The organism is Haemophilus parainfluenzae, from assembly GCF_036288925.1.
Taxonomy (GTDB): Bacteria; Pseudomonadota; Gammaproteobacteria; order Enterobacterales; family Pasteurellaceae; genus Haemophilus_D.
This window is the reverse complement of sequence record NZ_CP127167.1, coordinates 1,319,620-1,342,758: the sequence shown is the minus strand read 5'-3', so window position 1 is coordinate 1,342,758 and position 23,139 is coordinate 1,319,620. Positions and strand designations below refer to the sequence as shown.

Below are 23,139 nucleotides of genomic sequence, written 5' to 3'. Positions count from 1 at the left end.
GGTGCGGTTATTTTAATCGAACCTTTTATTTTTGAACTATTTTTAACCAATCAAAAACTTTTTTTACGAATTTTATTTGACACAATGAGATAAATCCGTAAAATACGCCCCGTTGTTTGGCAACAAGCAAACGCGGGAATAGCTCAGTTGGTAGAGCACGACCTTGCCAAGGTCGGGGTCGCGAGTTCGAGCCTCGTTTCCCGCTCCAATTTGCCCGAGTGGTGGAATCGGTAGACACAAGGGATTTAAAATCCCTCGCCTTTCGAGGCGTGCCAGTTCAAGTCTGGCTTCGGGCACCATCTAATTCCAAACCAATAATCAGTACCTAGTCCAATACTTAACTTTAATTTTTAATTATCGTTAGGTGAGGAATTATGGACTTCTCTTCTATTTCTAAAAAACCTTATATTATTACTGTCGCTTGTACTAAAGGCGGTTCTGCAAAAAGTACAAATGCTGCCAATATTGGGGCGTTCTGCGCTGACCACGGTTTAAGAACTCTTCTTATTGATACTGATACTCAACCAACCTTAAGCTCTTATTATGCTTTAACTGAAGAAGCTCCCGGTGGTATTTATGAGTTTTTAACCCGTCGTGATATTGAACCTTCCCATATCATTTCAAAAACATCCATTCCAAATTTGGATTTAATTCAATCAAATGACCCATCAAACAATGTAAGTCAAACTCTACGTAATGCCCCTGATGGTGCAATTCGATTTAGTCACTTAATTAAAAACATTGATAATTATGATGTTATTGTGGTTGATACTCGAGGTACTAGAGACATTACTGTCGATATGTCTGTCTTAGCAGCTGACATCCTATTCTGCCCTATTCTTCCACACATTCTTTCTGCGAAAGAATTTATCCGTGGAACTATCGGAATGTATCAAGATTTAGAAACCTTTGAATCATTTGGTTTCAAATTACCACCTCTCAAAGCTATCGCAAATTGCGTTGATAATACTAATGACGTGAAATTTGTACTCAATCAATTACACGTACTCTTTGAAACCAATTTTGATGAAAGCAAAACCTTCCTTGATTTTTCAATCCCAGCGCATGTGGCATATAGAGAAGCTGCAACTTATTCACTGCCAGTTTATCGCCATAGCCAGGCTGAATATCCCGTTATCAAAGAACTGTGTTGCTTGTTACTCCCTCAATTCAAAACACTTTTTGATAAACCAATGAAAAAGGAAGGCTAATATGACTGATAAACTTATTGCTTCTATTGAAGCAGAAAGTGCGGTCATTGGTGCTCTCATTATTGATAATGATAAATTTGATGAGATCGCAACTTTACTGCGCTCTGATGATTTTTATGTCTCAGCTCATAAAGTATTGTTTGAAGGTGTTAGCCATCTATTAACACAAGGAAAACCCGCTGATATTTTAACTTTGGAGCGGTATTTCAAAGATAAAAAACTGATTGATCAGATAGGGGGATTAGCATATCTAGCAGAAGTTATTCACAATACTCCTTCTGCATCAAATATAACTGCGTATGCTGAGATTATTTCTCGTTATAGCAAACAACGTCGTTTTTTGACCCTGGGCCAGTTTATTGTAACTGAAATGCAATCTTCAAAAGATGAAATTGAATTAACTTCTTTTGAGGAAAGTGTTGATAAGCAATATACCAATATTGTCATCGAACAAGAGACGGATGGTGTTGCTGATCTTAATGCCAGTTTCGAGAGAATCCTTTCTCGCATGGAAACTTCCTCTATTAATGCCGATCCAGTTAGTGGAACACCAACAGGCATTATTGAATTAGATAGAGCAACAACAGGCGGTCAACCAGGAGAACTTATCATTATTGCAGCTCGTCCAGCAATGGGTAAAACAACCTTTGCACAAACGATTGCCGCAAGTACGTTAGATAAATTCCCTGACAGCCCTATCCAATTTTACAGCCAAGAAATGCCAGCTGATCAACTATTAGAGCGTTTTATGGCAATGCGCTCTCGCGTCAGCTTGCAATCTATTCGTCAAGCGACTGAGCTTGAAGAGGAAGAATGGACTCGTCTTGCTAATGCAATGGGGACAATTAAAAAAGACTGGAAAGGTCGTTTGCTAATTGATGATGAACCTTCTTTAACACCTCATCGTTTACGCGCCAAAGTACGTAAAAACACTCGTCTATACGGTAAACCTAAAGCGATTTTCATTGATTATATCCAACTAATGAGAACCGGAAATAAAACTGAAAATCGCAATTTAGAACTTGCCGAAATATCCAATGATTTAAAGAAATTAGCCAAAGAAACTGGATGCCCAATTTATGCATTATCTCAACTAAACCGAGGTTTAGAAAATCGAGCTAATAAGCGTCCAATCAATGCCGACTTACGTGACTCCGGCTCTCTTGAACAAGATGCTGATGTCATCATTCATCTTTATAGAGATGAAATTTATAACCCTGACACAGAAGATAAAGGCATTGCGGAAATCATCATTGGTAAACAGCGTAATGGCCCGTTAGCCACAGTAAAAACACTGTTTCAAGGTCAATACAGCCTTTTTGAGAATTTAACGACACAGGATAGATATTATGAATAATCCATTTATTGCTAAAAATAAAAAACAACAAAGTCAATTAGACGCGATTGCGAAAGGATTAAATGTTCAACCTATTAATAATCAGTCTGCTGCTTATCAAACAACAACAGCAACACATTATCCTGCGCAATCTAAATACATTACCGTTACGTTAGATAAATTACGCCCTTATGAACACAACCCTCGTAAGACACGTAATCCTAACTTTGAAATGATTAAAGAGTCAATTCGTCGTCGTGGTCTTGATCATAAACCAAATATCACTCAACGACCTGGTGAACCTTTTTATATCATCGCTGACGGTGGGAATACTCGTATTCAAGCATTAAAAGAACTGTTTACAGAGACTCAAGATCAACGTTTTTGGTCTATTGAATGCTTATATAAACCCTGGAAAGGTGGAAGTGCTGATAGTGTAGAAGCGGAATTAGATTTGCTTATTGGTCATTTAATTGAAAATGATACACGTGCAGACCTCACGTTTATTGAGAAAGCCTTGGGCATCCAGCAAGCGAAAGAATACTATGAGCAAAAGTTAGGAAAATCCCTTTCTTCTCGCGAGCTTTCAAGTGAGTTAGAACATGATGGATACATTATTGCTAATACAACAGTAGCAAAAATGGAACGCTGTATTAATTTCCTATACCCATACATTCCTGATGTGCTATTTAATGGGCTGGGACATGCGCCAATTGATAAATTGCTTGCGATTCGTAATAACGCCTTAGCCATTTGGCAAAATTATCAATTTGAATTAGATGTTTCTTTCGATGAAATTTGGGGAAATAGCTTATCTCGCTGTAACGACGATCAGCCATTCCATATTAAAACTTTCCAAGATTATCTTATTGATGAAATGTCATCCATGTTAGGTGATCGTGTGAGTTATGAAGTCCTTTATCTTGAAATTGATCTCGATGAGCAAAAATTCAAGAAAATGGCGCAAAAACAACACGAAATACAGCAAAGCGTACAAGAAAGCATCCAAGATGTTCAAGCGTTTAATACACCACAGCCACAAGAAACCACATTAGATACATTATCTCAACCTAGTGTAGTCACTACTCCAAAAATGACTACTACTGAAAAAAAATCAATACCTGCGCCAGTATTAAAGCAAGCAAGTGTTGAAATTTCTCCTTCATTTGAGGATGAAGCAGATAATAAAACAGAGGATGAAGAGTTTGATGAAACTAATGCTAATTCAGAAGGGCTTTCTTTTGATTTTGCTAAAAATTTAACTCAACAATTTGGCATTACTCCAGGTATGAGCATCCAAGAACAACGTCAACAACGTGCGGAAGAAAATGGATTAAGCTTTGCTTGCGTAGGCCGTCAACCAGTTGATGATATTTGGAAAATTTATCCTGGTCGTCAGCATAAAGTAGAAGCTTATTCACTAGCACTCGACATTGCGGAAAGTGTTGGATTAACTGACTACATTGAACATGTAGTAAAAGAGCCTGTTGATTACACTTACCGCGTAAAACCATTAGATAAAGATGTGAGCGGTGTAGCACAGATGTGTTATGACTTCTTAAATTTATTACAAACAGATGTGCACCCACAGACATCTTTCACCTTATTACCGGAATATTTACTCAATACTCAAGAAATTGATGATACCACGCTAGTTAAATTATTCCGTTTAATTCGCCTCGTTCGCTATATTCGTTCAGAAGGAGATGCATAATGAGCATGTTCAGCAATTTAAACCAAGTGGTATTGAATGAGATTTTGGTTAATTTACAAGAAGGCAATATCAATGTTTGCCGGAACTATGGTTTCTCAAAACAAGAATTGCAAGAAATTGAAAAACTCAGCACAGAGGAAGTTTATGAACTGGCTAACACCAAAGCTCCCTTTGCCAAAGTTGAAATTAATCACGATGCATTTTGGCGATTAGTGGCTCGAGTACGCATGTCGTCACAAGAACGTCGCCTTATTGATCGCGCATTAATGTTAGGTGCATCCATCCAAATGCTCAATTCCTACTTCGGCTTAACCACTTCAAAAGTATCTGCTCGTCGTAGCCTACTTGGAAAACAAGAACCAATGGGACGTAAGCCAGCTGCAACCGAAGAGGAAGAAAAATTAATTTGGGACTTATGGCAAGAGCATAAAGGTGATGTTCAAACAATTGAATCAACAGAAGGACTAGAGCTGTTAATTTTAATTGCGGAAGAAACCGGTATTAATTTAACTGAAATTTGGAAACTTGTTAGCCGCTGGAATGCAGCTTAAAAAACATAACGCCCAACCTAGTGCGTTACGTTAAGTTGGGCGTTATTCATATCGTTAGTAAGGAACTTGGGAAAGTTCATTGGCTATTGTAAAGATGTTTAAGCACATTGCAACAATAAAAATGAAATATTCTCAGAGAGAATTAAATTATGGAAACAAAATTACAAGAGCATGGGTTGCTCTTTTTTGGCAACCAGCATGAAACAGTTCCAACCCGTTTGCTATTTGATCCTTATTTAACATCAAGAGCAAAATTGGCATGGCAACTTATAAAATACAAAGCAAGAGAATTTCAATCAGGCATGTTCCCATCATACGAAGTGCTTGCAAAATTACTTTCAGATAAACCTTATGATGAAGCAGAACTCTCGCGTAAGCTAGTTAGCCAAACGTTGTTATTACTTAGATTAACTCGTTGGCTAACACTTTGTGAAACTGTACGTAATGAGCAAGGTCAAGTATTGGGTAATTTTTACATCCTTCATGATGAACCTATGCCAATCATTGATACGATTCAATTAAACCATGATTACATCGCACTCCTTGAAAAATCCATTCAGCATCGAGATAACTTTGTGCGAGGTGTAGCAAACCATATTGTAGAAAACCTGCTCTCGGATAATACTCAGTGGCATTATATTTCTCACATTGACTGGATGCGAGCTCGCCTTCAAGACTATCAAAAACGTCCAAAAATGGATATTTCAGAGCAAGAAGAATCAACATTTATTCAAGAAAACCTACTAAGTTCCAATAAGGAACTCTGTGAAAAAACAGGGGAACTCAGTAAAAATCACCTTAGTTCCAAAATGGAACTCAGCAAAATCAAACAGAGTTCCAAAAGGGAACTCAGTGCCCAAAATAATGATAAGTCATTGATTTCAGGCTTAGTTCCAAAAGGGAACTCAGGTTTTTCACAGTACAGTACAGGTACTAGTATTTATATAAATACGTACTGTACTGGTAATGCGGATGAAATTGACTGGCCGACTAATATTCAGTTTTCATCATTGGAAAAAACAGCAATTATGCAAGCGATGCGTGGACTTGATTTAGGAATCTGTAAAGCGATTTTATTTGAGCTTGAACAGCGTGTGATAAAAGGTGAAGTGAAAAAACCACAAGGCTATGTAGTGACATTAATCCAACGTGCACATCGTGGTGAATTTAAACCGTATTTGTATGAACAATTTTTAGCTACACAAGCGCAATCATTATCATCAAAAAATCGGTTATCACAACATGATGAAACTAGCTTAGTTAATAATGTAAAAGCAGATAACGCAATAAAGCCAATGCGAGTGCAATCTGAAGAAGAGCGAAAAGCGAGAGCTGATCGTATTCGACAATTTAAAGCTTCAATTTGCAATTGAATAAGCTGTATAAAAGCAAACTGTGTCGTGTAGAAGGGTTCTACAAAGTACAAAATTTAATCACTGTCCAGGGGCTGGACAAAGTACAAAAATTAATCACTGTGCTAGGGTTGCACAGTGAACAAAAATTAACCAGTGTGCGGGGACTGCACAGTGAACAAAAATTAACCAGTGTGCGGGGACTGCACAGTGAACAATATTTAACCAATGTAAAGGGACTTTACAAAGTGCAAATTTTAACCAAATGATAAAAGGTGACATAACATGACAACAACATACAACCAACAGCTTGGGCCGTTACGCAGTGAGATTACATTTACGCTTCATACTCAGTATGCAACACGTCTTTGGAATGGTCGTGACTTAGTTAAAAATGAAGCCGGGGAAGTCGTTACATCATCAATTCTCAGTATTCCTAATGCTCTATCTCTATTGAGTCAAATTCAGCAAGCTGCCGAACAAGATGATCCTTATGCTGATGATTATCTTCTTCGTTTTGAACAAAAAGTATTAGGGTTTCGTAAAGAGATGCAAGATATGACCTGGAGAATGGTTAATCTCTACAGTGAGAAAATCCCTGAAAACTTTCAAATTGAGCGTTGCGCCAATATTGCTCCGATTCAATACCCTATTTTTGTGAATACTCAGCTGGGTTATCAATTATTGTATCTTTTGGCTGATTTTGATTCGTTAGCTCGTACAGTGATGACCGCTTCACATATTGCATTACTTACAAAAGATGATGCGTATGATTGGCTAGAATCCGGAGCTAAATTAATTCGTCGTGCATTTGGTGTGCTTGAGAATTACCGAAATTCCGGTATTACACGCCAAGATGCGCTTGAAAATAACGCTCGCTATCAAGCTGCTGTAAAACGTATGAAATATACCTTAACGCCTGACGTGCTTTCCGGTACAACACGTGCAACATTTGCTCCAACAATTAAAAAATCATCACTTGCTGAATCAGATAATAATGGCTCTGTTGAAGTCCAAATTACAGCAAATAAAACTGAATAATGGAGATTGGGATTATGGATAACGTGCTCATTCCTTCTGATATGTATAAACAATTAGGACGCACAACCCCACTTAATGACTCGCTGAAACAGTTATTCAGTGAGTTAGACTCAGTGCAACAGTATGAATTACTAGCTGAATCCCTTGCTACAGTCCGTGAAGCTTTAATGTTGCAGCAGAATGAAATGTTGCAGAATGTCCGTAAAAGTGAACTTAGTGTATTACCTATTCACATGATCCGAGATAAAGCATCATCATCCGGTGGGACGTTTTTACGCTGGCGCAGTTTTCAAGCTTCTAAGACTGGTGATGCTGTGTTAAATCCGGTATTTAATAATCCTCAGTTATCTTCAGACTTACGACAAAAACTTGTCTCAGCTGAGAAAGAACGCATTTTGATTAATCTGCAGGTCTCCGTACTAAATTTTATGATGAGACAGGTATCAAGTGCGGTAGATAAAATTAAAGAGATAGAAGATCATTTATAACATTCACATTTGTGAACGTTGGATCTTCTAGTTTGTAATCGGCTAATTTATATAGTTTGTGATCGGCTCACTAAAAGGCCTTTTAAAGGTAAGGGGACAAGCCCCTTACCTTAACGAAAAAAAGCCTTTGCCTTTCGTGGTTGTGTTAAAAAATCTCTGTGTTTTTTACTGAATTTACCCTTAAGGATTAGATGTAAAAAATGCACAATCTTGACAGTTAATTTTGTGATTTAGGAGAAATCAATATGGCTGGAATTAATAAAGTAATTATCGTGGGACATTTAGGTAATGATCCTGAAATGCGAAGCATGCCGAATGGTGAAGCAGTTGCAAATATCAGTGTAGCAACTAGCGAAGCTTGGACGGATAAAAACACCGGTGAACGTCGTGAAGTGACTGAATGGCATCGAATCGTTTTTTATCGCAAATTAGCTGAAATTTGTGGCCAATATCTCAAGAAAGGAGCGCAAGTTTATATTGAAGGACGCTTGCGTACTCGTAAATGGCAAGATCAAAACGGGCAAGATCGTTATACCACGGAAATCCAAGGTGATGTAATGCAAATGTTAGGTACTCGCCCTCAAAGTGCAGATGGTGCAAATAATTCTCAGCCAATGCCACAACAAGATGCATCGGCAAATGCTTTTGATGATTCAATACCATTCTGAACTCAATATAATTAAGGTTAATCGTGATGAAAAAAATAATTTTTGTTTTATCTGCCGTCGCTGCTTTAAGTGGTTGTGCTGAATTAAACTCATTGAATGATGCGGTTGGTAATGTTGCAGGTCAGCTCAGCAGTGTTCTTGGCGGGGGGAATAGTTCCTCTAGTTCTTCCGGTGTGGCTTACACTCAAAGTTCTCGTTCTCATCGCTATAACGTAGAGGATTCAATTACATCATCTAAAAATATTGACTCTCTTTACGTAAAAATTAAACGTAATTTAAAATTCAAAACACGGGAGGAAGCATTAAGTGGATTATCCGGGTATGAGCGTCAACGTTACGAATCGCTTTTAGATGAAGAAGGACATGCTCATGAAGCGACTCCTGGGGTCTATTATCACATGGCAAATAGCTATGTTGGCGGTCGAAAAATTGACATAACGCTTGCAAAAGAGGATGGCAAGGTTAGAATTTCCTGGATTGCATCCTCAAATGAATCTGATTTTGCTCAATTTGTTAAATCAGAAGTGATAAAAGCAATTAAATAATACGACAACATAAACATAGTGTAGGTAATCAATACCTCATTCTCCTTTGCCCCAACCTTAGTGGGGCTTTTTTTATTTCAGTTATTTTTAAATTTCGATACCGATAATAACGATTATTTTGTATGATAGATAACGAAACAAATTTGTTTTTTGAGATCCATCCAAACTTTTCCTTTTCCTCATATTGTTTAATATCTCAAACGTTTACCCCTTGGCTACAAGGGGTATTTTTCTCCTGTAATTGCAAAAAATAAATTAAGTGGCTCAAAATGAAGTGAAGATAATGGGCTTGCATACTTTGACAGAATTTTAGCTTTCTCTTTATGGTTTCTAACCAAAATAGGAAACTCCTTTACACCATTTGCAAGCAACCAAAGCGTTCTTGTCATACCATCATTAAGACTACAGCTTATTTCTCCATCTTTAATATGAACATTTACATCTGCAAGTGGAACTGGAGAATCCATACTTTTAGCAAATCCGTTTTCAGCATGATGAAACTTATAATCTTTTCTCCATGTTGACTCATCGCCCGCACATGTATTTTTATCTACCTCATACGGTGATCGCTGCCATAAAGAAAGAAACTTTTGAGCATCTACGATGACAATCATGTTCTCTTGATTAGCCATATTTTCAATATGCTGTGGATAACGCATATACACGACTTTCTGCTCTCTCGTTTTCATTCTAAAAATAATATATCTATCTCGACCTGAATATCTAAGCGTATCAACCATCACTCCAATTGATGAAGGGGTCAGTTTTATCATGATTTACTCCTCAGTTTAAAAAGAATTCCTAATTGTGGTTTATCTTATTACATCGAAAATATCTCTCAAATATCAATGAGAGAAAACATCATGAAATTATTTTTATGTGAAAAACCATCACAAGGCAATGATATTGCAAAAGTATTAGGTGCGACAAAGCGTGGTGAGGGTTGTTTATCAACACCTGACGGTCAGCTTACAGTTACCTGGGGAATTGGTCATCTAGTAGAGCAATTTAATCCTGAAGAATATGATCCTGCCTTTAAAAAGTGGGCATTTGAGACCTTGCCAATTATCCCGGGTAAATGGGGGCTTTCACCTAAAAAAGAAACAAAAAAACAGTTCAATGTCGTCATGAAACTTATCAAACAAGCTAAACTTGTTGTCATTGCAACCGATATTGATAGAGAGGGCGAAACTATAGCAAGAGAATTGCTGGATTTGGCAGGATTTCGAGGGCAAATAAAACGCCTTTGGTTGTCCGCACTAGATGATACCAGTATTCGCAAAGCCTTGGGTGCACTTAAAAATAATGAGGAGACACTACCTCTTTACTATGCGGGGCTTGCACGTAGTCGAGCTGATTGGCTTATTGGTATGAATTTCTCTCGTCTCTATACCTTATTAGCTCAACAACAAGGGTATCAAGGGAAACCTTTAAGTGTTGGTCGGGTACAAACTCCAACATTAAGCCTGGTTGTTAATCGTGACCGTGAGATAAAAAACTTCATTCCTAAGCAACATTTTGCTTTGCAAGTAATGCTTTCTGATGGAAATCAGCATTTTGCTACGCAATATGTTATTCCGGAGCAATATTGTGATCCTGATGGACTTTGTTTGTCTGCCCAAGTTATACAAGCAGCAAATCAGCAAATTCGTCAATTGGGCCAAGCGAAAGTGGAATCAGTTGAAACTAAACGTGAAAGACAAAATGCCCCACTTTGCTTTGCATTAAGTGACTTACAATCAGAAGCTAACCGCCTTTATGGACTGGGTGCGCAAAGAGTATTGGATATAGCTCAATCACTTTATGAGACTCACAAAGCGACAACCTATCCTAGAACAGATTGTGGTTATTTACCGGAGTCTCAGTTTGCAGAAGCGCCTCAAATTATCCAATGTTTGTTGCAATCCGATAATCGATTACAACCCCTTGCAGGTATGCTAAACCTTAATCAAAAATCACGAGTTTGGAATGATAAAAAAATTACCGCTCACCATGGCATTATTCCAACTATGATTAAAGCTGATATTAGCAAAATGTCTGATGAAGAATTAAAGCTTTATGATCTCATACGTCGTCGTTATTTAGCTCAATTCTTACCTGTTTCTGAAACAGATAAAACACAAATTATTTTGAAGTGCGGTCAACATATATTAAGTGCACGTGGGAATGTGCTTATTGCTCCAGGTTGGAAAATTCTATTTGGCAAATCACTTGATGAAGATGATGACGCACCTCAAGCCTTGCCGACGTTAAAGCAAGGACAAATCTGTCAGATTTCTGATTCAGAAATAAAAACCTTACAAACATCACCACCTAATCACTTCACGGAAGGTACATTGCTCACCGCAATGAAAAATGCAGCTCGCTTTGTAACTGATGAGCGTTTAAAACAACGCTTACGAGAAACAGAAGGGCTTGGTACAGAAGCTACTCGGGCGGGAACGATTCAAGGTTTGATTGATAAAGGTTTCTTGAAAAAGAAAGGTAAATCACTATTAGCGACAGATGAAGCAATGACGCTAATTGATAATTTACCTCAGATGTTAAAAGATCCTGGTTTAACCGCACTTTGGGAGCAAGCGCTCAATCAAATTGCTGAAAGAACGCTTTCTCTAGACGTGTTTATGCAAAAACAAGAAGTCTTTGTGCGGCATTTGATGGCTGATTGCCTTAAAAAGGGAATGAGTTTGGGGAATATTGAAATTCGTAAATGCCCTAAGTGCGGTGCGCCAATGATTAAAAGAAATGGTAAAAATGGGGCTTTTTTTGGGTGTTCTGCTTATCCAAATTGCCAACATATTGAAAATATTGATAGCAAGAAGAATACGAAAAGTACAAAAAATTTAAAGAAAAAGTCGAGTAAAAGTGTGAGTGAGCAAATTTCATCTTTACGAAGCTTATTGAACTAGGATTTAAGCGCCTGTGAATGGCGAGCCCTCAAAAATAGTGCTATACTAAAGCCTTCGTAAGACCGTTCGTGAATTGTCGGTTATCAATTCACACTAGCCAAAAATGATTCCAGCACGCTGAAAGGAATTTCTCACATTGATTAACGCTCCTTGTGAGGTGTGCCACCTAGTTAATCAGAGTAATGATGGAGTAACGCCCCAATTTACTCTCGACTTTTCAAATCGCTGGCCATTGCGGATTTTTAAAGTGTATTGCAAAGTGCATTTTGAAAATTCGCAATGGCTTGCTACTTTCTCCTTACCGGAGCCCACCGGTGAAACAATGGGTGCCCTTTGTGTCAATTTGATGCCACAGATATAACCGATTGATGGCCACAAAGTAATCGGATAAGGCGAGCCGTAAAAATCCGTATATGGTAACGAACGTATCAGTATTTTTATGAATCAAATTAGTTTGGCCTACTTAATTTTTATTTAATCAATCTATAGTCAAAAACTATAAGGTCATTCAGGAAACTGGGTGACCTTTTCTTTTGACTAAAATATCTCCAAATAGAATTTTTAATTTTTTATACATTTACAGTTTGCTTTAGATTTTAATAACAACAGTTTTTAAGGTGCTGTGAAAACAGCCTTTAAGAAGTTGCATGATTCTTGAGAAGCAACGCCTTGCCTTAGTGCAAGTAGAATCATAGCCAAAATTTTTTCCAGCACACTGAAAGGAGAATCTACGAATAATTCGTAGGTGTGCCACCTTAAACTACCCTTAACCTAAAATAAGATTACTTATTCTAGTTTAATCACAATTTAACCCTTGGCGGGAAACATTTTTCCCGTGTTGGGTAAGGATGTTTCTCCGCTTTTTTACTACTTAGGAGAAACATTATGTCTACTCAAAACGCACAACCAAAATATTTCAATCTTCATACTTCTGGCATTGGTTATTTAAGCGATATTCGCGAAATCAAGCCGAAAAAAGGAGATGCATTTTGGGCTTGTCGAATTGCTGCTCTTACAGGTTCTTCCGATTCTCCGGAATATCGTTTTTTTGATATGAACGTATCCGGTGAAGAAACTGTAAATTTAATCAAACGCTGTCAAGAAGCTGTTGAAGCTAAGAAAAAAGTCTTGGTTTCCTTTGTAATGAGTGATTTGTGGTATGACACATTCACTTATTCAAAAGATAGCGAATATCACAAAAAAGGTGATACTGGCGTGTCGATTAAAGGACGACTCTATCGTATTAACTTTATTAAAGTTGATGGTGAGTTGAAATATCAAGCAAAACGCCAAGATGAGCAAGGGAATGACTAACCTATAAACTGATGAAAGCCAACAACAAGATTTGTTGGCTTTTTCTTTACCCTGAAGGGGAAACTCCCCTTATGGGTGGTTTCTCCTTTTTTATTTCTATTTGAGGAGAAACCTATGAATACTTACGCTAAATTTTGCCCTAATGTTTTTGTTGCTAAATGTCCGGATGCTCACCAAAAAGGTGACGTTATCATCTTAACCAGTAAATACGGTAAAGAGACTGAAGTGGAGATTCATAATCTCGTAAAAACCTCTGAGGATGCGTATTTTTATTCCTTCACCCGTTGTGATGGAGTGAATAGTCAAGTTCGTGCAGAACAAAAAGCTGAGCGTTATCAAAACGCAGCTAATAATGCATTAAAACGCAGTGAACAATATTGTGAAGCTGCTAATGAAGGCCGTGAATTTCTTCGCTTGGGGGAACCGATTAAAATCGGTCATCATAGCGAAAAACGTCATAGAGCCTTGATTGAACGTAATGCAAGACGCATGGATAAGTCTATTGAAGAAATGCGTAAAGCAGAAAGTTATGACGGTAAAATCGCTTATTGGGAACAGATGGCAGGGAAAATTGATTTATCCATGCCGGAAAGTCTTGAGTTCTTTAAGTTTGAATTGGAAAAAGCCAAAGAAAAACACCAAGAGCTTAAAGATAAACCTGAATTGCGAACACATGCTTTTTCTCTCACTTATGCTAAAAAAGCAGTCAATGAGCTTGAGAAAAAAGTAAAATTAGCCGAATTACTTTGGGCGTAAATGCAAGTCAGACTTTTTAAATAAAGTGGACTCTATTAAAACCATGTACCATTAAAGTGTGTGTTAATTTGACCGCACTTTCACCCATAGGGGATATATCCCTTATGGGCGATATTCCCTATTTTAGAAGGAATATCGAATGTTTAAATTAAACGAGCAACAACAAGCTATTTTAGAACAGGCACAGGTTATTTTAACTAAAGTGATGGAAGAAAAGCCCTTTTACCAAGGTGCACAGGAATTTACTGAGCCATCAATAGCTAAACTCTATTTTCAAACCATTATAGGTAATGAAGAAAGAGAAAATTTCGTGGTACTTTTCTTGGATAGAATGCACAGATTGATTAAATCTGAGGTGATGTTTCAAGGATCTGTTTCAGAAATTTCTGTGTCGATTCGGGAGATTATTCGACAGGCATTAAAGCTAAATGCATCAGCAATTATCATTGGGCACAATCATCCAACTGGAAATGTTGAGCCTAGTGATGCTGATAAATATATAACCAAGAGATTAAAGGAAGCTTGTGAATTAATGGATATTAAATTACTTGATCACTTTATCGTTTCTGGTTCTGCGTCTTTTTGCTTTACTGATAATCATCTTATGTAGCTAACAACCTTTCACCCATTGGGGGATAACACCCTCAATGGCAGTGTTATCCCCTTTACTTTTTACATTTTAAAAATTTAGGAGAAACACTTATGTGTAAGGAAAATCGTATTTTAGAACTTGGAAAAATCTTCGTCTCTCGTCGTATCTTAGCGGAATTAACTACCGAAAAGATCAATGAGGTCATCTCGTGGCATCAAAATGGCTGCATTATCATGCTGGGGAATAAAGATTGGATTGAAAAACCGCCACATCCGCTTTCAGAAATTGTCATGAATTTCTATCAAGCAGATAATGGTAAAGACACTATTCAACTCTCTACTTCAGTAGATGATGACGGGAATCGAACAACTAAGATTTCTTTTTCTGATGAAAGTGAAGATGAGCAAAGAGGACACTTTGATTGGGATATATGTCAATCAAAAAGAACACCACTTAAGTTAGGGGATGTTTCGTGTACTATCTGCGCTAAACAGTTATTGGGAATGCCAACCATTCATCGCTTAATTGAAAAACAATTAAGTTATGATTGGGGTGCTACCAGCGTTGAAGATTGGATTGAAAACGATCATGCCGTAGAGAAGGATAAACGCATTGTGAGCCAGCATTTTATTGATGGGGAAAGTGTTTTTATCATCACTGAAGCAGATCGTAGCTCTACAACGATTATGCTCGGATATGAATATTAATCTATTTACCTTGAAAGCCTATCTACATAAAGTAGATAGGCTTTTCCTTTTTAGGGTATGATAAATAAAACTCTTTTTAATAGTATAACGATGCCTTATTTAACCTCTTCTCAAACTGAATGCTTAAAATGGTTAGCTCTTATCACGATGATTATCGATCACATTGGTGTGGCTTTTTCAAATGCTTACCCTGCTCTATCCTGGTGTCGGGTGATAGGGCGATTTTCCTACGTGGCGTTTGGATTTATCATCGCACTTAATTTATCTCGAGATAAAGTGAACTTTAAAAGTTATTTCACTTGGATGATAGCAACCGCATTTTTATCTGAAATCAGTTTTACGCTTTTCGAGCCTAATTATGACCGTTTAAATGTCCTATTTCAGTTTTTATCTGTAATCGGGGTAATATGGGTATATAAAAACCGTCAAGACTTAAATAGCTGGGTCATGTTTTTTGGATTGGGCTTTTTTATTATTCTTTCCGCACTCTCTGATTATGGTTTACCTGGGCTTTTATATTGCATTGGTTGTTATCTCTTTTTGCAAACAAAAGATACTCAATATCGTCTTATTACGATGCCAACCTGTGTATTGCTCGCACTTTTCGTCAATCATAGTTTTATTGATAATTTCGGGGAAACTATTGTTGAAACAATCAGTGTTGTAACTGTTGTGGTCGGTACAATGATATTTATTCTTCACCCTAAAGGCCTTCGCCAATGTAATCTCTCAATCTCTCGAATGCCTAAGCTTTTCTTTTATCTTTTTTACCCGGTGCACTTAACAATTATTGTTGGCGTTAAATATATTTTTCTCAGCTAATTTTTCTATCTTTACTTCAAGAAGAATAAATTATTCAAATTCAGGTGAGAGTTATCCATATTAAGGCATTATTTAAATACCTTAATTGGAGCCTCATCATGAAAAAAATTCTATTAACCACTTTTGCATTGGTTGTGCTTTCAGGTTGTGCACATAAACAACAAACAGCCGATGAGCAACAAGCACTAGAAAATCCAAATATTCAACAAGGTCAGCATCAAGTTTTACAACCGGAAGATAGAATTGTTCGTCCGGATATTTACACAGACTATCAGCCTGAACGTACAGAAGTGTTACGTGAAGGTCGATACACTTTAATTAATTTCTCTCCGGAAGAAGGTCAAAAATACCTTCTAGACCAAAGTGTCACTGTCAACATGTTAGGTAAAAAGAAACGAGCCTTAACGGCAACCGTTGAGCAGGGATTACGCACGACGTTAAAAGATACAGGCCTTTCACTTTGCCATGGCTTTGGTCAGAATGAACCAACACTTTCTACGCTTTATTCCCGTCCATTACCAAAAGTACATTATCAATTTGGCCCGATGGCTTTACGTGATGCCCTTCAAATGTTAGCAGGGCCGGCTTATGAAATTACTATCAATGACGTTTCTCGTACCGTTTGTTTTAAATTACGCCCAGCTGTACCGGAACGTGCTACAGGGGAAAAGCCGAAAGTAGAAACCACAACAACGACAACAACCACAACAGAAATCATCGAGGAATAAGCAATGAATCATGTTAAAAAAATATCCTATGTGGCGATGATATTAGGGATGTTTTCTACTGCTGTATTTGCTGATGTCACAGCAGCGAATACGCTGGCTACTCAATCCTTAAACCAGCAAAACTTGGTGACAAATAAATTAAATCAACAAGAGTTATTAGCTAAGTCTCAGGAGTGGGGTTTAACTGAGCAAGAATGGCAACGCTACCAAGAGCTTAATCAAGGTGCTCGTGGTATATGGTCGCCAGGTCTTGACCCTTTAACCTCGCTTGGTGTGGAGTCTCGAAATGAGCAGGAAAGAGAGCGTTATGCTCGACTACTGGCAAAAAAAATGCACGACCGCATGGAGCGAGAGCTGCAGTTCCAACGCACTTATGATCGCGTATTTGCTGAAATGTATCCAAATGAGCAACCATTTAAGGTTGAACCTCATATTTCAGAGCGGTTTGGACGGGTGATTTATTTTACTCGCCTAGAAAATTGTGACAAATGTGAAGCGAATGCTGATCGTGTACTGCAATATGTGAATGATAAAACGCCTATAGATATTTATTTTGTTGGCGTGAAGAATAATGAGCAAATCTATAATTGGGCGAAAAAACATAATATCGACCCAAATAAAGTGAATAGAAAATTAATTACCCTTAATCATGATAATGGAGCCTGGTTACAGTATGCAGATGGCAAAATGCCTGCTGCATTCCAAATTCAACAGGATGGGCAATGGCAACAAATCGTCTATTAAAAATCGTATTTAGCTTAATCGGTCTTGGAGTTGCGACTCACTCCGTTGCATTTAATGGCTTTGGAACTGATATTGATGGCTATATTAAAGATGCATCTAATCGCTACCAGGTCGATGAAGCGATGCTACGTGGGTTAGTAAAAATTGAAGATGGGTGGTATGGAAATGTTTCCCCAACCGGGGCAACCGGTGTGGGGCAATTTACCCGGGGTACCTGGAATTGGCTTGCCACAACAGATGAGGGGCGAGCCTTAGGTATGACTCAAATCACTCGTTACAATCGTGATACACCTTTCGACCCTAGAAAAAACAATCAACTTAACACTCTAGCAACCGCACTTTTAGCTAGATGGCATATTAATCAGTTTTTTGAGCGAGGCATAAAACCATCCCATGAAAATTTATATCTTGCTCATAATATCGGTATAGATGGGTTACATCGAGCGCTACAAGGTAGAGCAACACGTGAAGATATTCTAAATATGAAACGTAACGGGATGAAAAAAGGAATGTCGGTACAAGGCTTTCTTGTTTATCAAAGTGAGCGTTTTAATGTCAGTAAACAAATAGCTAACTTCCAGCGCCCTTCAGTATCACCACGTTATCAAATTGAGAACAAACCATTACCAGCCAATTTACATTGGGTTTCTCCAACAGAAACCGCTATGCGTTGGGTTGAGCCAGCGTCAAATCAAACAAATCAACAAGCTATTCGTTGGCAAAATCCAACCAATTAATACGAGAACAGAATTATGCAGTATAAATCCTTTTTCCTCTCTTTGGTCTGCTTAGGAGCAGTAGTTCAGGCGCAAGCTGAATTAAAAGTTATTGGTGATTTTGGCGGAGAAAGTGCAGTCCGTTTTTATGAAGCATTACAACCGGATGAATCAATGGTTCAAGCCTACCCTAATAGCGTTCCTTCAACATTGACCGAAGCGGATATTTTACCTGTTATCTCACATAGAATGACACCGGGCCAAATACAACCAGTCAGAATGAATCTTCCTGGAATGTTGCCTATTTTTCTTATTGGAACAGATAACTTATCTAAAAATTGGCTACACGCTAATTATAATTACCTTAAAAAAATTGGTGCAATGGGACTTGTAGTAAGCGTTAAAACAACAAACGAATTAAGCGAGTTACGCCAATTAGCACCTGATTTAACCTTAATGCCAACGCCAGGGGATGACTTAGCTTCAAGATTGAATCTTGCTCACTACCCTGCTTTATTGACTTCAGAAGGATTGTCGCAATGAGTCAAAAACATGTATTAGAAGGTTTACTTAGACCGCCTGTTGAATTTTTTCCAGCTGCCGTCCATGGTACTTGTGCTTTTGTTTGTTGCGGTGCGCCTTGGTCGCTCGCATTAAATCCTCTTATTGGATATGGATTAGGGGCTGCTTTCGCAGGTATGGGGGTTATGCGTTTTCGTCAAGGCATGGAAATTGTACGCTATCACCGAAATTTACGCAGACTCCCTCACTATGCTTTGACCAGTCGTCAAATTCCAGTAAGTAAAAAAGCCTTGTTCTTAGGACGAGGCTTTGAATGGGAGCCAAAGCATACGCAACGTCTTTATGACTGTTTCTCTGCAAATGGGCAAATTTATTGGAAAAATGGGAAGTGGTTTAAAGCCGCTCGTGATTATGAAAAAGTGCATGATAATTGGTTATCTAGACTCACTTCAATGGACTCTCCATTAAATCCAGTCAGACCGCTACCGCCAGTTGGCGGCATTCCGGTGATGCATGGTGTGGAGCCGAATGAACGCGATATTATGCTTCCGTTAGGCGACCGTGGCGGTCATACCTTAGTATTTGGTACAACTGGCGTAGGGAAAACTCGTTTTGCTGAAGTGCTTGTTACACAAGATATACATCGAGGTAAAACACCTGAAGAGCGTGAAGTGGTTGTCTTTTTTGATCCGAAAGGCGACCCGGATATGTTAAAACGAATGTATGCAGAAGCAAAACGTGCTGGGCGTGAAAATGAATTTTATGTATTCCATTTAGGGCATCCGGAAATTTCTGCTCGATATAACCCAGTTGGTCGCTTCGGTCGAATTTCTGAAGTGGCAGGACGTATTTCTGGGCAATTAAGTGGAGCTGGAAATAGTGCAGCATTTAAAGAGTTTGCGTGGCGTTTTGTGAATATTGTCTCCCGTGCATTGGTTGAAATGGGAAAACGCCCGGACTATGTGCAAATCTCGCGTTTTGTACAAAATATTGATGCACTTTTCTTAGACTACGCAAAACTTCATTTCGATGCCGTCGATAAGAAAATATGGCCAACGTTGGCTTCAGTTGCGGCTAACTTAGATGTAAAAAATTTACCGTTCTCGATGAAAGATAGACCGCTTATTGCTGTTATTAACCAATATATTTTAGAGAATAAAATTTTTGACCCAGTACTTGAAGGATTATCAAGTGCGGTACGTTACGACAAAACCTATTTTGATAAAATTGTGGCATCGCTTTTACCGTTACTTGAAAAACTCACTACAGGTAAAACTGCAGAGCTTCTCTCGCCTGATTACACTGATATTCATGATGAGCGCCCTATCTTTGATTGGGAATCTATTATTCGTAAAAGAGGGATTGTTTACGTTGGTTTAGACGCGCTATCTGATGCGACTGTCGCTGCAGCTGTGGGTAATAGTATGTTTGCTGATTTGGTATCAATGGCTGGTCATATTTATAAATTTGGCGTAGATGAGGGGTTGCCAGATGCATTTAAAACTAAAAGCAAACCGCCTAAAATCAACCTTCATTGCGATGAGTTTAATGAATTAATGGGGGATGAATTCATTCCACTGATCAATAAAGGTCGTGGTGCGGGAATGCAGGTAACAGCCTATACTCAAACACTTTCAGATATTGAAGCTCGTATTGGAAGTAAAGCGAAAACGGGACAAACAACAGGTAACTTCAATACACTTTTAATGTTCCGGGTAAAAGAGCCGGCCACTGCAGAGTTTTTAACGCGTCAGCTCAACGATGTCACAATTTATCAAAGCATGGTGACATCAAGTACGACAGATAACAGCAATCCGGATGATGGCAAGGCGTTTACGTCTAATACTGGTGAACGTATTTCTGAAAAAATGGTGCCAATGCTATCGCCAGCACATATTACAAATTTACCAAAAGGACAGGCATTTGCTCTTCTTGAAGGGAGTACGCTTTATAAATTAAGAATGCCTTTACCTGCGGTTGATAAAGATGATGTGATGCCGGAATCACTTCAAGAATTGACGGCTTATATGCGCAAAAACTACCATATTTCTCCAAATTGGTGGCAATCTGCATTTTCTGATTATGCGCCAAGTCAAGATATAGCAACCGCTTTTCAGTCAATGTCATTAAATCGTGCACCTTCACACGCAGGAGAAGAAATGCTTTTCGGGGATGTTGAAGCTCCAGTTGCTGAAGATATGGAAGATGAAGATATTGATCAGAATGATGATACAGATGAGGATGATTTTGATGACACAGATAATTAATCAGCCGGATATGAACTTGCTTGATATTCCGGATATGAGCGTAGATTTCAATTCAGTCACTAGCTGTTCTTGTGGGTTGGAAAACGCTGATGAATTACTTAATTACTTTTTACCTTATTTGGAAGATTGGAATAATCAGCGTTATACCACACATGAATTTGCGAAAAAGTATGCAAATAAAGGCATCTCACTTTGGACGGCTAATGATGTAAAAAAATCTGAAAATGGCATCCAGGCAATTCAAATTTTTTTAGACGGTGAAGTAAAAGGGTATCTTTTCTTTCACTGTAAATTATCTCCAGCGGGAACATTACAGTAATGGCAGAACAACAAGTCAAAAAAAAGAAAAAGGGTCTTTTTTACTACATTAATGCGGTATTAGCCGCCTTATTGGGTTCCCTGATTTTGAGCATTATTCTTGAATGGTTAGGTATTGCATTTTTATGGCCTGAAGAAGGTCATTTACACAGTCAAAAAATGATGCTAACTGAGCTTGGATGGCTTTCTGATAGTCTAACGAGAGGTCTTTTCTATCATTCTCCAAAAGAGCTGGCTGAAGGTCTTATTTTGTCATTACATGAATGGCTTTTTGTGAAAATAGGTGTAAAAGATTGGTTAGCCAACCCTCGTGAGCATAGTGGCGTAGGTTTGTGGGTGTATCATTATGGGCGAGCTTATATTGAGTCAGTGATTTATGTTTTTATCACCTTTGTTATTCGACTTGTAGTGATTGTTTTTACGTCCCCACTCTTTTTGTTAGCCGCATTTGCGGGCTTTACTGAAGGATTAATGATGCGTGACCGTCGTAAATTTGGTGCGGGCAGAGAGTCTAGTTTTCTTTATCATCATGCACGTCGATTAATTGGCCCGATTATGTTGTCGGCATGGGTATTGTATCTTTCTATCCCAATTTCTATTTACCCGAATATAATTTTGGTGCCAGCTGCATTTCTATTTGGACTATCCATCTGTGTAACGGCAGCGAGCTTTAAAAAATACCTTTAATATTCCTCTATGTTGTCATTATGGGTGCTTATTTTTCCAAGAATAAGCGCCCTTTTTTATCACTAAAAACTGTTTTGAATTTAAAAAGAGTTTCTCATTAAATTTCCCTCTCTTCTTTGGCACTCTTTGCTTGGAATCTGTTTCAAGTAAGGAGTTCTCCGTGACTAAAAATATTTTCAGTTTATCTCTAGCAATAGGGTTATTGTTTGGCGCTATAAGTGCTCAAGCAACAGAGCAAGAGCATTTAGCGCAAGCAATTAAACAGTTGGATGCAGCAAAACTCTCATTACAGCGAGCAGCTGCAAGTGCAAAGGTTTCTGCGAAAAGTCGAGAATATTTTGATTACGCTTCAGCGCATCAAGATATTACTACTGTGCAGGCAGGGATTAAACAATATATTAACCCTTCCCGGGCTATTCCTAGAAATCCTAAAGCTATTCGTAACTTAAAAGAAGATTATCTTAATCTTCGGAGTCAATAGGACATGAGTAACGCTAATTTCCCTTCTGTTTCACCGTTAGACAGCTTTTATGCTGTAAGTGGTTTAGATCCGCTAAAACTGAAAATCATGTTGGCCATTATTTTGATTGCCGTATTACTACTTGCGTATATGTGGTCAACTAATCATGGCTACAAAGGCATGGTGAATGATGGTGACATTTGGTCATTCTTTAAACTGATTCTATGGGGCGCAGCATTAATTATATGTGTTGTCAGCTTTTTTATTTAATAAACCATAAGGACATCTCATGAAGTTGATTAAATCCTTCTTTCAGAATGTTTCAAGTCGTTTTCTTGCGGTAGTAACTTTACTTTGGTTATCCGTTGAAAATGCATTTGCTACAGGCGGTGGTAATGGTATCAATGCCTCTAAAATCCCTGATTTTAAAATCCCAGGCGTAGATAGCAATACCAAAGACCCGATGGAAATTATCTATCTTGTTGCTAAATCATTGGCAACCCTGTTTGCAATTTTATTTGCAGCATGGTCAATCATGACAGTGGTTAAAGCATTAATTAAAACCTATAACGCAGCGACTGACGAAAATGACAAAAAAGGATGGGGCCCATTTATTATCGCTCTTATTCTTGGTTTCATTTTAATTTTCTTCAGCCTCTGGTTGGTGAAATTGGCTATCGGTCTGTTTTAA

General features: G+C 38.1%; 26 protein-coding genes and 2 tRNA genes. 27 read left to right on the top strand and 1 reads right to left on the bottom strand.

The window, feature by feature from the left end:
- The first annotated feature begins 132 nt into the window (after window positions 1–132).
- The 11 genes from QQS40_RS06960 (at window position 133) to QQS40_RS06910 (ending at window position 8,906) form a co-directional block, all read left to right on the top strand.
- A tRNA-Gly gene (locus QQS40_RS06960) sits at window positions 133–208 on the top strand.
- 4 nt (window positions 209–212) lie between these two features.
- A tRNA-Leu gene (locus QQS40_RS06955) sits at window positions 213–299 on the top strand.
- A 75-nt stretch (window positions 300–374) separates the two neighbouring features.
- Window positions 375–1,211 (top strand): ParA family protein, encoded by an 837-nt coding sequence (locus QQS40_RS06950; protein WP_005653598.1) that lies wholly within the window; start codon window positions 375–377, stop codon window positions 1,209–1,211.
- A gap of 1 nt (window position 1,212) precedes the next feature.
- Window positions 1,213–2,568 (top strand): replicative DNA helicase, encoded by a 1,356-nt coding sequence (gene dnaB, locus QQS40_RS06945; RefSeq protein WP_112064981.1) that lies wholly within the window; start codon window positions 1,213–1,215, stop codon window positions 2,566–2,568.
- Window positions 2,561–4,261, top strand: a complete 1,701-nt coding sequence (locus QQS40_RS06940) for a ParB family protein (RefSeq protein WP_112064982.1) — start codon at window positions 2,561–2,563, stop codon at window positions 4,259–4,261. The genes dnaB and QQS40_RS06940 overlap by 8 nt, the downstream gene beginning before the upstream one ends.
- A complete protein-coding gene (locus QQS40_RS06935) occupies window positions 4,261–4,812 on the top strand; it encodes a DUF2857 domain-containing protein (RefSeq protein ID WP_005653590.1) in 552 nt (183 codons plus the stop codon). Before QQS40_RS06940 ends, QQS40_RS06935 begins: the two co-directional genes overlap by 1 nt.
- Before the next feature lie 149 nt (window positions 4,813–4,961).
- The gene (locus QQS40_RS06930; protein ID WP_049380300.1) at window positions 4,962–6,185 is read left to right on the top strand and encodes an STY4528 family pathogenicity island replication protein; all 1,224 of its coding nucleotides are present in this window, start codon (window positions 4,962–4,964) and stop codon (window positions 6,183–6,185) included.
- Window positions 6,186–6,449: 264 nt separating this feature from the next.
- Complete coding sequence (locus QQS40_RS06925) at window positions 6,450–7,205, top strand: PFL_4669 family integrating conjugative element protein (RefSeq protein ID WP_112064984.1); 756 nt, start codon at window positions 6,450–6,452, stop codon at window positions 7,203–7,205.
- A 14-nt stretch (window positions 7,206–7,219) separates the two neighbouring features.
- Window positions 7,220–7,693: a DUF3158 family protein gene (locus QQS40_RS06920; protein WP_005653583.1), complete on the top strand. Its 474-nt coding sequence runs from the start codon at window positions 7,220–7,222 to the stop codon at window positions 7,691–7,693.
- A gap of 245 nt (window positions 7,694–7,938) precedes the next feature.
- Entirely contained in the window at window positions 7,939–8,361 is a 423-nt protein-coding gene (locus tag QQS40_RS06915; protein WP_005687556.1) for a single-stranded DNA-binding protein, read from the top strand.
- Window positions 8,362–8,387: 26 nt separating this feature from the next.
- Window positions 8,388–8,906: a membrane lipoprotein lipid attachment site-containing protein gene (locus QQS40_RS06910; RefSeq protein ID WP_005687559.1), complete on the top strand. Its 519-nt coding sequence runs from the start codon at window positions 8,388–8,390 to the stop codon at window positions 8,904–8,906.
- A 215-nt stretch (window positions 8,907–9,121) separates the two neighbouring features.
- Here the strand turns inward: QQS40_RS06910 and QQS40_RS06905 are convergent, their stop codons facing one another.
- A complete protein-coding gene (locus tag QQS40_RS06905) occupies window positions 9,122–9,679 on the bottom strand; it encodes a plasmid fertility inhibition factor family protein (protein ID WP_011271830.1) in 558 nt (185 codons plus the stop codon).
- A 90-nt stretch (window positions 9,680–9,769) separates the two neighbouring features.
- On the opposite strand from QQS40_RS06905, the gene QQS40_RS06900 reads away from it, so the two are divergent.
- From QQS40_RS06900 to QQS40_RS06825, 16 genes are all read left to right on the top strand, one after another.
- Window positions 9,770–11,815, top strand: a complete 2,046-nt coding sequence (locus QQS40_RS06900; RefSeq protein ID WP_105872825.1) for a DNA topoisomerase III — start codon at window positions 9,770–9,772, stop codon at window positions 11,813–11,815.
- An 885-nt stretch (window positions 11,816–12,700) separates the two neighbouring features.
- Window positions 12,701–13,129, top strand: coding sequence for an STY4534 family ICE replication protein (locus QQS40_RS06895; RefSeq protein ID WP_011271832.1), 429 nt, complete (start codon window positions 12,701–12,703; stop codon window positions 13,127–13,129).
- A gap of 114 nt (window positions 13,130–13,243) precedes the next feature.
- On the top strand, window positions 13,244–13,885 hold the full coding sequence (locus QQS40_RS06890; RefSeq protein WP_040975694.1) for a DUF3560 domain-containing protein: 642 nt from the start codon (window positions 13,244–13,246) through the stop codon (window positions 13,883–13,885).
- A gap of 139 nt (window positions 13,886–14,024) precedes the next feature.
- Window positions 14,025–14,495, top strand: a complete 471-nt coding sequence (locus tag QQS40_RS06885) for a RadC family protein (RefSeq protein WP_112064985.1) — start codon at window positions 14,025–14,027, stop codon at window positions 14,493–14,495.
- 92 nt (window positions 14,496–14,587) lie between these two features.
- Window positions 14,588–15,184, top strand: a complete 597-nt coding sequence (locus tag QQS40_RS06880) for a hypothetical protein (RefSeq protein WP_233781949.1) — start codon at window positions 14,588–14,590, stop codon at window positions 15,182–15,184.
- Between the two features lie 57 nt (window positions 15,185–15,241).
- Entirely contained in the window at window positions 15,242–16,006 is a 765-nt protein-coding gene (locus QQS40_RS06875) for a TraX family protein (RefSeq protein WP_012564934.1), read from the top strand.
- A gap of 98 nt (window positions 16,007–16,104) precedes the next feature.
- Complete coding sequence (gene pilL2, locus QQS40_RS06870; protein WP_012564935.1) at window positions 16,105–16,734, top strand: PFGI-1 class ICE element type IV pilus protein PilL2; 630 nt, start codon at window positions 16,105–16,107, stop codon at window positions 16,732–16,734.
- Between the two features lie 3 nt (window positions 16,735–16,737).
- On the top strand, window positions 16,738–17,478 hold the full coding sequence (locus QQS40_RS06865; RefSeq protein ID WP_012564936.1) for a TIGR03759 family integrating conjugative element protein: 741 nt from the start codon (window positions 16,738–16,740) through the stop codon (window positions 17,476–17,478).
- Complete coding sequence (locus tag QQS40_RS06860; RefSeq protein ID WP_011271840.1) at window positions 17,457–18,215, top strand: transglycosylase SLT domain-containing protein; 759 nt, start codon at window positions 17,457–17,459, stop codon at window positions 18,213–18,215. Before QQS40_RS06865 ends, QQS40_RS06860 begins: the two co-directional genes overlap by 22 nt.
- A 15-nt stretch (window positions 18,216–18,230) precedes the next feature.
- Window positions 18,231–18,737, top strand: a complete 507-nt coding sequence (locus QQS40_RS06855; RefSeq protein WP_011271841.1) for an integrating conjugative element protein — start codon at window positions 18,231–18,233, stop codon at window positions 18,735–18,737.
- Window positions 18,734–20,983, top strand: a complete 2,250-nt coding sequence (traD, locus tag QQS40_RS06850; RefSeq protein ID WP_047922048.1) for a type IV conjugative transfer system coupling protein TraD — start codon at window positions 18,734–18,736, stop codon at window positions 20,981–20,983. The genes QQS40_RS06855 and traD overlap by 4 nt, the downstream gene beginning before the upstream one ends.
- A complete protein-coding gene (locus QQS40_RS06845) occupies window positions 20,967–21,302 on the top strand; it encodes a hypothetical protein (protein ID WP_005687581.1) in 336 nt (111 codons plus the stop codon). The genes traD and QQS40_RS06845 overlap by 17 nt, the downstream gene beginning before the upstream one ends.
- Window positions 21,302–21,988 (top strand): TIGR03747 family integrating conjugative element membrane protein, encoded by a 687-nt coding sequence (locus tag QQS40_RS06840; RefSeq protein ID WP_329504506.1) that lies wholly within the window; start codon window positions 21,302–21,304, stop codon window positions 21,986–21,988. The genes QQS40_RS06845 and QQS40_RS06840 overlap by 1 nt, the downstream gene beginning before the upstream one ends.
- 160 nt (window positions 21,989–22,148) lie before the next feature.
- A complete protein-coding gene (locus tag QQS40_RS06835) occupies window positions 22,149–22,469 on the top strand; it encodes an integrative conjugative element protein, RAQPRD family (protein WP_053007201.1) in 321 nt (106 codons plus the stop codon).
- Between the two features lie 3 nt (window positions 22,470–22,472).
- The gene (locus QQS40_RS06830; RefSeq protein ID WP_005750915.1) at window positions 22,473–22,718 is read left to right on the top strand and encodes a DUF3262 family protein; all 246 of its coding nucleotides are present in this window, start codon (window positions 22,473–22,475) and stop codon (window positions 22,716–22,718) included.
- A gap of 19 nt (window positions 22,719–22,737) precedes the next feature.
- Window positions 22,738–23,139 (top strand): DUF2976 domain-containing protein, encoded by a 402-nt coding sequence (locus QQS40_RS06825; protein ID WP_005653541.1) that lies wholly within the window; start codon window positions 22,738–22,740, stop codon window positions 23,137–23,139.

Bases quoted from the DNA above. Each gene is read 5' to 3' on its own strand.
- QQS40_RS06950 (WP_005653598.1), top strand. From the start codon at position 375: ATGGACTTCTCTTCTATTTCTAAAAAACCTTATATTATTACTGTCGCT.
- dnaB (WP_112064981.1), top strand. From the start codon at position 1,213: ATGACTGATAAACTTATTGCTTCTATTGAAGCAGAAAGTGCGGTCATT.
- QQS40_RS06940 (WP_112064982.1), top strand. From the start codon at position 2,561: ATGAATAATCCATTTATTGCTAAAAATAAAAAACAACAAAGTCAATTA.
- QQS40_RS06935 (WP_005653590.1), top strand. From the start codon at position 4,261: ATGAGCATGTTCAGCAATTTAAACCAAGTGGTATTGAATGAGATTTTG.
- QQS40_RS06930 (WP_049380300.1), top strand. From the start codon at position 4,962: ATGGAAACAAAATTACAAGAGCATGGGTTGCTCTTTTTTGGCAACCAG.
- QQS40_RS06925 (WP_112064984.1), top strand. From the start codon at position 6,450: ATGACAACAACATACAACCAACAGCTTGGGCCGTTACGCAGTGAGATT.
- QQS40_RS06920 (WP_005653583.1), top strand. From the start codon at position 7,220: ATGGATAACGTGCTCATTCCTTCTGATATGTATAAACAATTAGGACGC.
- QQS40_RS06915 (WP_005687556.1), top strand. From the start codon at position 7,939: ATGGCTGGAATTAATAAAGTAATTATCGTGGGACATTTAGGTAATGAT.
- QQS40_RS06910 (WP_005687559.1), top strand. From the start codon at position 8,388: ATGAAAAAAATAATTTTTGTTTTATCTGCCGTCGCTGCTTTAAGTGGT.
- QQS40_RS06905 (WP_011271830.1), bottom strand. From the start codon at position 9,679: ATGATAAAACTGACCCCTTCATCAATTGGAGTGATGGTTGATACGCTT.
- QQS40_RS06900 (WP_105872825.1), top strand. From the start codon at position 9,770: ATGAAATTATTTTTATGTGAAAAACCATCACAAGGCAATGATATTGCA.
- QQS40_RS06895 (WP_011271832.1), top strand. From the start codon at position 12,701: ATGTCTACTCAAAACGCACAACCAAAATATTTCAATCTTCATACTTCT.
- QQS40_RS06890 (WP_040975694.1), top strand. From the start codon at position 13,244: ATGAATACTTACGCTAAATTTTGCCCTAATGTTTTTGTTGCTAAATGT.
- QQS40_RS06885 (WP_112064985.1), top strand. From the start codon at position 14,025: ATGTTTAAATTAAACGAGCAACAACAAGCTATTTTAGAACAGGCACAG.
- QQS40_RS06880 (WP_233781949.1), top strand. From the start codon at position 14,588: ATGTGTAAGGAAAATCGTATTTTAGAACTTGGAAAAATCTTCGTCTCT.
- QQS40_RS06875 (WP_012564934.1), top strand. From the start codon at position 15,242: ATGATAAATAAAACTCTTTTTAATAGTATAACGATGCCTTATTTAACC.
- pilL2 (WP_012564935.1), top strand. From the start codon at position 16,105: ATGAAAAAAATTCTATTAACCACTTTTGCATTGGTTGTGCTTTCAGGT.
- QQS40_RS06865 (WP_012564936.1), top strand. From the start codon at position 16,738: ATGAATCATGTTAAAAAAATATCCTATGTGGCGATGATATTAGGGATG.
- QQS40_RS06860 (WP_011271840.1), top strand. From the start codon at position 17,457: ATGGCAACAAATCGTCTATTAAAAATCGTATTTAGCTTAATCGGTCTT.
- QQS40_RS06855 (WP_011271841.1), top strand. From the start codon at position 18,231: ATGCAGTATAAATCCTTTTTCCTCTCTTTGGTCTGCTTAGGAGCAGTA.
- traD (WP_047922048.1), top strand. From the start codon at position 18,734: ATGAGTCAAAAACATGTATTAGAAGGTTTACTTAGACCGCCTGTTGAA.
- QQS40_RS06845 (WP_005687581.1), top strand. From the start codon at position 20,967: ATGACACAGATAATTAATCAGCCGGATATGAACTTGCTTGATATTCCG.
- QQS40_RS06840 (WP_329504506.1), top strand. From the start codon at position 21,302: ATGGCAGAACAACAAGTCAAAAAAAAGAAAAAGGGTCTTTTTTACTAC.
- QQS40_RS06830 (WP_005750915.1), top strand. From the start codon at position 22,473: ATGAGTAACGCTAATTTCCCTTCTGTTTCACCGTTAGACAGCTTTTAT.
- QQS40_RS06825 (WP_005653541.1), top strand. From the start codon at position 22,738: ATGAAGTTGATTAAATCCTTCTTTCAGAATGTTTCAAGTCGTTTTCTT.